5 protein-coding genes and 2 pseudogenes are annotated in these 7,717 nt (G+C 56.9%); 1 reads left to right on the forward strand and 6 read right to left on the reverse strand.

The window, feature by feature from the left end:
* Positions 1 to 756 (forward strand): annotated as a pseudogene (locus ACFE0K_RS06590) (SurA N-terminal domain-containing protein); the annotation flags it as partial.
* A 71-nt stretch (positions 757 to 827) separates the two neighbouring features.
* On the opposite strand, the gene ACFE0K_RS06595 reads toward ACFE0K_RS06590, so the two are convergent.
* The 6 genes and pseudogenes from ACFE0K_RS06595 to ACFE0K_RS06620 form a co-directional block, all read right to left on the reverse strand.
* Complete coding sequence (locus tag ACFE0K_RS06595) at positions 828 to 1,628, reverse strand: enoyl-ACP reductase FabI (protein WP_434535305.1); 801 nt, start codon at positions 1,626 to 1,628, stop codon at positions 828 to 830.
* Between the two features lie 135 nt (positions 1,629 to 1,763).
* Complete coding sequence (locus tag ACFE0K_RS06600; protein WP_434535306.1) at positions 1,764 to 3,338, reverse strand: ABC transporter ATP-binding protein; 1,575 nt, start codon at positions 3,336 to 3,338, stop codon at positions 1,764 to 1,766.
* Complete coding sequence (locus tag ACFE0K_RS06605; protein WP_434535307.1) at positions 3,335 to 4,378, reverse strand: ABC transporter permease; 1,044 nt, start codon at positions 4,376 to 4,378, stop codon at positions 3,335 to 3,337. Before ACFE0K_RS06605 ends, ACFE0K_RS06600 begins: the two co-directional genes overlap by 4 nt.
* Positions 4,378 to 5,457 (reverse strand): microcin C ABC transporter permease YejB, encoded by a 1,080-nt coding sequence (locus ACFE0K_RS06610; protein ID WP_434535308.1) that lies wholly within the window; start codon positions 5,455 to 5,457, stop codon positions 4,378 to 4,380. The genes ACFE0K_RS06605 and ACFE0K_RS06610 overlap by 1 nt, the downstream gene beginning before the upstream one ends.
* On the reverse strand, positions 5,454 to 7,271 hold the full coding sequence (locus ACFE0K_RS06615) for an extracellular solute-binding protein (RefSeq protein WP_434535309.1): 1,818 nt from the start codon (positions 7,269 to 7,271) through the stop codon (positions 5,454 to 5,456). Before ACFE0K_RS06615 ends, ACFE0K_RS06610 begins: the two co-directional genes overlap by 4 nt.
* 157 nt (positions 7,272 to 7,428) lie before the next feature.
* Positions 7,429 to 7,717 (reverse strand): annotated as a pseudogene (locus tag ACFE0K_RS06620) (ABC transporter substrate-binding protein); the annotation flags it as partial.

A 7,717-nucleotide genomic window follows, 5' to 3' on the forward strand; every position in this document is an offset into this window, starting at 1 on the left:
GAAACCCTGCTGAATGAAGATGTGGCACGCCTCGAAGAGCTGCTGTATGAGCACAGCGACATGAGCGTTCCCGCTGAGCAGGTTGGCATTGAGGTAGTCATCACCGATTGGGTGTCCCTGTCGTCGCTACCTGAGCCGTTGTCTGCTCGTCAGGTGCAGCAAGCTCTCAACAGTGATCAGGTTCGCAAGGATCGCCACAACAGTGATCTGATCGAGACCGCCCCTGGTGAGTACCTGGCCGTACGTATCCTCGACGACAAGCCGGCGGAGCCACTTCCGTTGGAAGATGTCTCCTTCGCGATTCGCGAGCGCCTCAAGGGTGAGCGGGCCGCTGACAAGGTGCAGCAATTGTCAGCGCAGGCAGAGGAAAAATTGCAGCAGGGCGCGACGCTGGATGAGATCGCTACTTTGTTCGAGACCGGGATTGAAGAGCAGGAAGGCCTTCAACGTGGCGGGGCAGAACCTTCCATGGAAGTGGTCAGCGGCGCTTTTGCACTGCCGAAGACAGAGGAAGGGGAAAGTTCCGCTATCGAACTGACCCGCGTGGGTGACGGCTCCCTGGTTGCCTATCAGGTAACTCGTGTGGAAGACGGTAATGCCGAACCGCTTTCCGACGCCCAGCAACAGGCTGCGCTACTTGAGCTGGGAAATATCGAAGGGCAACGTAACTTCCGTCAGGTGGTTGCACTGTTGCGCGACGAAGGCGATGTGGATATTAATCCGGAACGTCTGAGTAGCAGTTCAGCCGATCAGTAATCGATCGGTAGAAACAAAAAAAGCTCACCATCGCTGGTGAGCTTTTTTTTGCCGCAATTCCTTTCCCTGATTTACTCGTTTTCAAGCTCAAAAGGCATGGATACCGTGCTGGCACCGGCATCCACATAGGTGATTTCGCCGGTGATACCGGATGCCAGGTCAGAGCACAGGAAAGCGGCAACATTACCCACCTCCTCAATGGTCACATTCCGGCGTAACGGTGCCTTGGCGGCGTTGTAGTCCAGCATGCTGCGGAACTTCTTGATACCGGATGCCGCCAGGGTGCGGATGGGGCCGGCGGAAATCCCGTTCACACGAATGCCGTCAGGCCCCATGCTGGAAGCCAGATAACGGACAGAGGCTTCCAGGCTGGCCTTGGCCAGACCCATCACGTTGTAGTTCGGCACAGTCTGGCGCGCGGCATGATAGGTGAGTGTCAGCAGGGAGCCATTGCGGTTGGCCATCATCTGACGCCCGGCCTTGGCCAGGGCAACGAAGCTGTAGCTGGAAATATCATGGGCGATGCGGAAGCCTTCACGGGTTGCCACTTCCGCAAAGTTGCCATCCAGCTCGCTGCCAGGTGCAAAGCCCACCGCGTGGATAATCCCATCCAGCCCATCCCATTGATCGCCCAGAGCCGTGAATACTGCCTCGATCTCTTCGTCACTGACGACATCGCAGGGGTAGCATAGTGTTTCGTTGCTGCCATAGCGTTCGGCCGCTTTCACGACACGGCTTTTCAGTTTCTCGTTCTGGTAGGTAAAGGCCAGCTCGGCGCCTTCGCGATGCATTGCTTCGGCGATACCGGTGGCAATGGAGCGGTCACTGGCGACGCCGACAATCAGGTAGCGTTTGCCTGCTAGAAATCCCATGGTCATCCCTCGTGGTTCTGGTTGTTCCGATTGGTGGCCAACATAACGACTGGGCCAAGTATAGGCAATTAAACAGGGTTTGACGCCTCTTCACGGGCTGCCAAATGCAACGGTGTGTTTCCCTGCGGCTTCCATTCAGGCAAAGGCGGCGGACATCAGCTTGTGGGTATAGCTGTGCTGCGGTTGGTCGAAAATGGCGTTGGTGTCGCCTTGTTCCACCACCTTGCCATCCTTCATGACCATGACCCGGTGGCAGATAGAACGAATCACTTTCAGGTCATGGCTGATAAACAAATAGCTGAGATCGTGTTTCTTTTGCAGTGATTTCAGCAACTCCAGAATCTGGTACTGCACACTCCGGTCCAGTGCCGAAGTGGGCTCATCCAGAATCAATAGCTCCGGTTCCATGATCAGGGCGCGGGCAATGGCGATGCGCTGGCGCTGGCCACCGGAAAACTCATGGGGATAGCGATGGCGGGCTTCTGCTGGTAGATCCACCTCTTCAAGCATCTGAATGACTTTGGCGTCCCTTTCCTGTCGAGGCATGCTGCTGGCATGCACAGCCAGGCCCTCTGCCACGATCTGGCCTACCGTCATGCGTGGATTGAGGCTGCCGAACGGATCCTGAAAGACTACCTGCAGGCGGCTACGCCAGCCACGCAGTTGTCGATGGTTAAGTTGGCGCAGGTCGGTGCCGTCCATGAGAATCTGCCCCTGGCTTTTTACCAGGCGCAACAACGCGAGGGCCAGGGTGGATTTGCCGGAGCCGGATTCGCCGACAATGCCCAGGGTCTCGCCGCGCCTGACGCAAAGATCAATCTCATCCACTGCTCGCATCAACCGGGCAGGGGCGAACAGGCTCTGGCGCTTTTCCTTGAAGGTAACCGCCATGGCACTGGCTTCCAGCAGCAGCAGTGCACCCTCCGCCAGCGGCGGCATCTGGCCACGGGGCTCCGAGCTGATCAGATGGCGGGTATAGGCCTCCTTGGGCTCTGCCAGCACCTGTGCCGTGGGGCCGGCCTCCACTTTCTTGCCGTGGTGCATGACCAGGATGTCATCGGCAAAGCGGCTGACCACCGCAAGATCATGGCTGATTAGCAGAATCGACAGGTTCAGTTCGTTCTGCAATCGTTTGATCAGCGTCAGAATGGTTTCCTGAACGGTCACGTCGAGAGCAGTGGTGGGCTCGTCGGCAATCAGGATCTGCGGATCGTTGGCCAGGGCCATGGCAATCATTACCCGCTGACGCTGGCCGCCGCTGAGCTGGTGAGGATAGCGTCCCAGCATTTCCGTGGTGGCAGGAAGCTCCACCTGGCCGAGCAATTCCAGGCAGCGTTTACGGGCCTTGGGGCGACTCATGCCTTGATGGACAAACAGGCTTTCGCTGATCTGTTTCTCTACTGTATGCAGAGGATTCAGGGCCGTGAGAGGCTCCTGGAAAATAGTGCCGATACGGCCCCCGCGCAGGGCCCGTTTGCGGTTTTCCGTGAGCCCGAGCAGGTTTTCACCATCCAGGGTCAGTGCCTCGGCGTGCCAACTGGCACTATCCGGCAACAGATCAAGCATCGACAGCGCGGTCAAAGATTTGCCGGAACCGGACTCGCCGACCAGCGCCAGCATGTGGCCGGGTTCCAGATCCAGGGACAGGTTGTCCACGGCCACATCCTGGCCGAATCGAATGGTCAGGCCGCGCAGGGATAGGAGGCTCATTGCAGAAACTTCCTCGTGTCGAACGCATCACGGACGGCTTCGCCGATAAACACCAGCAGGGTCAGCATGACTGTGAGCGTGGCAAAGACGCTGATTCCCAGCCAGGGAGCGTGTAGATTGGCTTTCCCCTGACCCACCAGACGGCCCAGGGACGGGGCATCCGGGGGTAGCCCGAAACCGATAAAGTCCAGGGAAGTGAGCGTCACCACAGCTCCATTGAGAATGAAAGGCAGGAAGGTAATGGTGGCCACCATGGCATTGGGCAGCATATGGCGGAACATGATCACCGGTGTGCGTACACCCATGGCGTGGGCGGCGCGCACGTAGTCCATATTGCGGCAGCGCAGGAACTCTGCCCGCACCAGATCCACCAGTGCCATCCAGGAAAATAGCAGCATGATGATCAGCAGGGTCCAGAAGCTGGGTGCCACGAAGCTGGAAATGATGATGATCAGAAACAGGGTCGGCATGCTTGACCAGATTTCCAGAAAGCGCTGGCCGGCCAGATCCAGCCAGCCACCGTAGTAGCCCTGAATGGCACCAATAATAATGCCGACGATGCTGGAGAACAGGGTCAGCATGAGCCCGAACAGCACGGAAATACGAAAGCCGTAGATCAATCCGGCGGCCACATCGCGACCCTGATCATCGGTGCCAAGCCAGTTTTCCGTTGAGGGAGGGGCTGGTGCCGGTTCGCTAAGGTCGTAGTTGATGGTGTTATAGCTGAAGCGAATCGGTGGCCAGAATATCCAGCCGTTCTCTTCGATCAGGTCTTTCACCACCGGGTCCCGGTAATTGGCTTCTGATTCAAAAAAACCGCCAAAGGTGGTTTCCGGGTAGGCCTTGAATACCGGGGTGTAGAGGTCGCCGTCATAGTGGACCAGCAGAGGCTTGTCGTTGGCGATGAATTCGGCGCCCAGACTGAGGATAAACAGCACCAGGAAAATCCATAACGACCAGTAGCCCCGCCGGTTGCTGCGAAAAGCCTGCCACTGGCGGGCCGAGACCGGATTGCTGAAACGCAGGGAGGGCAGAGTCATCAGTTGTCCCTCCGCTCAAAGTCGATACGCGGGTCCACCCACATATAGGTCAGGTCGCTGACCAGTTTCAGCAGCAGGCCGATCAGGGTGAAGATGAACAGGGTGCCGAAGACCACCGGGTAATCGCGATTGATCACGGATTCAAAGCCCAGCAGCCCAAGGCCATCCAGGGAGAAGATGAATTCGATCAGCAGCACACCGGTAAAGAACATGCTGATAAAGGCGGCGGGAAAGCCGGCGATGATAATCAGCATGGCGTTGCGGAACACATGCCCGTAGAGCACTTGCTTCTCGCTAAGTCCTTTCGCTCGAGCAGTCTGCACATACTGCTTGCGGATTTCGTCCATGAAGGAGTTTTTGGTCAGCATGGACAAGGTGGCGAAGTTGCCGACCACGATGGCGATAGTGGGCAGGGTAATATGCCAGGCGTAATCGATAATCTTGCCGAACAGGCTCAGTTCATCAAAATTGTCGGAGGTGAGCCCGCGAAGCGGGAACCACTCGAAATAGGAGCCGCCGGCAAACAGCACGATCAGCAGGATACCCAGCAGAAAGCTGGGGATGGCAAAACCGATAATGATGGCGGTGCTCGACCAGACATCGAAGCGCGAGCCATCTCTGACTGCCTTGTGAATGCCCAGTGGAATGGAAATCATGTAGGCGATCAGCGTGCTCCACAGCCCCAGCGAGATGGACACCGGTAAGCGTTCTACAATCAGTTCGGTGACGGATCGGTCCCGGTAATAGGATTCACCGAAATCAAAGCTGAAATAGTTTTTGATCATCAACCAGAAACGTTCATGGGCAGGCTTGTCGAAGCCGTACATCTTTTCGATGCGCTCGACCAGCTCCGGTGGTAGCCCCCGGGAGCCCCGGTATTCGCCGCCACTGACGGTGTCCGCACTGCCGCCGGCAAAACTGCTGCCGGTGCCGCCGCCACCGATTCCCTGCAGTTCCGCCAGGGTCTTTTCCACCGGCCCGCCAGGTGCTGCCTGTATCACCAGAAAATTCAGCAGCAGGATGCCGAACAGGGTAGGAAGAACCAGCAGCAGCCGTTTGGCAATGTAGTAGCGCATCATTTCGCTGTGCTATCCCACCAGGTGTCCAGGGCCGCATCCATGCCAACGTACTTGCCAAGTTCAGGGTGTCGCAGGCGGGACTGGTAGGCGAGTCGGTATTGGTCCGAATACCAGTTGAAGACACTGTAATGTTGCCACTGCAGCACCCGGTCCAGGGCCCGGCAGCGGGTGATCAGTTCTTCACGGGTCTGGGCTGCGACGATCTTATCCACCAGCGCATCTACAACCGGATTCTTGATGCCGATCAGGTTGCGGCTGCCGGGCTGGTCGGCAGCCTCGGAAGACCAGTATTCCTGTTGTTCATTACCCGGTGAACTGGATTGCCCCATACGATAGACAATCATGTCGAAATCAAAATTCTGGATGCGTTCAACCCACAGGGATGAATCGACCTTGGACACGTTGGCAACAATACCCAGTGCCTTCAGGTTACGGGAGAAAGGCAGAACGATGCGTTCAAAGGCCGGAGAGCTGAGTAGAAACTCGAAGCGAACCGGTTTGTTGTCTGGGGTATAAAGCTGGCCGTCACGGAGCTGGTAGCCGGCTTCCTTGAGCAACATGGATGCCTTGCGCAGGTTCTCACGGGGACGACCGGACCCATCGGTTTTGGGTGGCTGATATTCCTTGCTGAAAACCGCTTCTGGAAGTTGCTCCCGGTATGGCTCCAGCAGTGCCAATTCTGCCTTGGAGGGAAGGCCGGTGGCGGCCATTTCGGAGTTATCAAAGTAGCTACGGTTCTGTTTGTACTGTCCGTAGAACAAATTGTCGTTGGACCATTGGAAGTCAAAGGCGTAAGCAATCGCCTCTCTCAGAGCCTCATCCTGGAACAACTCCTTGCGCAGATTGAAGATGAAAGCCTGTGCGCCCCAAGGATTTCCGTGGCTGACTTCATCGGTAACAATCTTGCCGTTTTCGAAGGCCGGGCCCCGGTAAGCTGTGGCCCAGAGTTTTGAATTGTTTTCATGGCGCCAGTCGTAGCGACCACTTTTGAAGGCTTCCAGCGCGGCGGTTTCATCCAGATAGTAATCATAGATGATGCGATCGAAGTTGTTTCGTCCCTTCATGACAGGTAGCGATTGCGCCCAGTAATCTTTGCGGCGCTGGTAAACCACTTTCTTGCCGGGTTTCGCTTCGGCCAGGCTGTAAGGCCCAGAGCCAAGAGGGGGCTGCATGCCATCCTGGTCGAATTCCCGGTCTTTCCAGTGGTGTTTGGGCAGCACGGGGAGCTGGCCGATAATCAGGGGTAGTTCCCGGTTGTCACTGGCCTTGAAGTGAAAGGTAACGGTGCGCGGATCGTTGATTTCCACGCGTTCAACGGCTGCGTAGTAGTAGCTGTAGAAAGGTTTGCCTTTCTCCATCAGGGTGTCAAAGGTCCAGGCCACATCGTCGGCCTGCACGGGTTCTCCATCTGCGAAACGGGCTTCCTCGCGCAAATGAAAGCGCACCCAGCTGCGGTCATCCGGCCATTCGATGCTTTCCGCCAGCAATCCGTACTGGGTGAAGGGTTCGTCTTCACCGCGCACAGTGAGTGAATCGTATAGATAAGAGTTGTCCAGATACGCCATGCCGGCGGCGGCGCGGCCCTTGGAGACAAAGGGGTTGAGAGAGTCGAAACCGCCAATCACATGCAGCCGCAGCTCGCCGCCTTTGGGGGCGCTGGGGTTGGTGTAATCAAAATGCGAGAATCCGGCGGAATACTTGGGCTCGCCATGCATGGCAATGGCATGGCTCTTGTGGGTTTCGGCATGTGCCAATGCTGTGAACGCACACAGCCCAACAAACAGCCCACGCAGCACAGTGCTGTGAATGGCCATAATGACTCCTTTTTGATGCGGCACGCTCACTGGCAACATGCAACGGGCTAGCGCAACAATGTCTGTCGCTACTCCCGGTATCGTCGCGTAATTGGTGCTGGCCCACCAGGAATCAGTGTGGCCAGGCTTGTACATGCCAGCGTGGAGCGTGCGCGCGTTATTTATTTTTCATCCACCAGGTATCCAGACCTAACCCGAACGGGATCGGTTCCGGGGGACGGGAAAATCGGTCCCACCAGGCAACCCGGTGATGGCGAATATGGTAATTCAGGACGCCGTAATGCTGGTAGCGCAACATCCTGTCCAGTGCTTGAAGACTGAGCACATACTCGGCCTCTTCCTCTGCAGACAGGGCGGTGTGGACCAGAAAATCGACAACCGGGTGGCTAATCCCCGCCAGATTCTTGATTCCGAGGATATCAGCGCAGTAGGACGCGAATTCATAG

The organism is Alcanivorax sp. (assembly GCF_051117345.1).
Taxonomy (GTDB): domain Bacteria; phylum Pseudomonadota; class Gammaproteobacteria; order Pseudomonadales; family Alcanivoracaceae; genus Alcanivorax.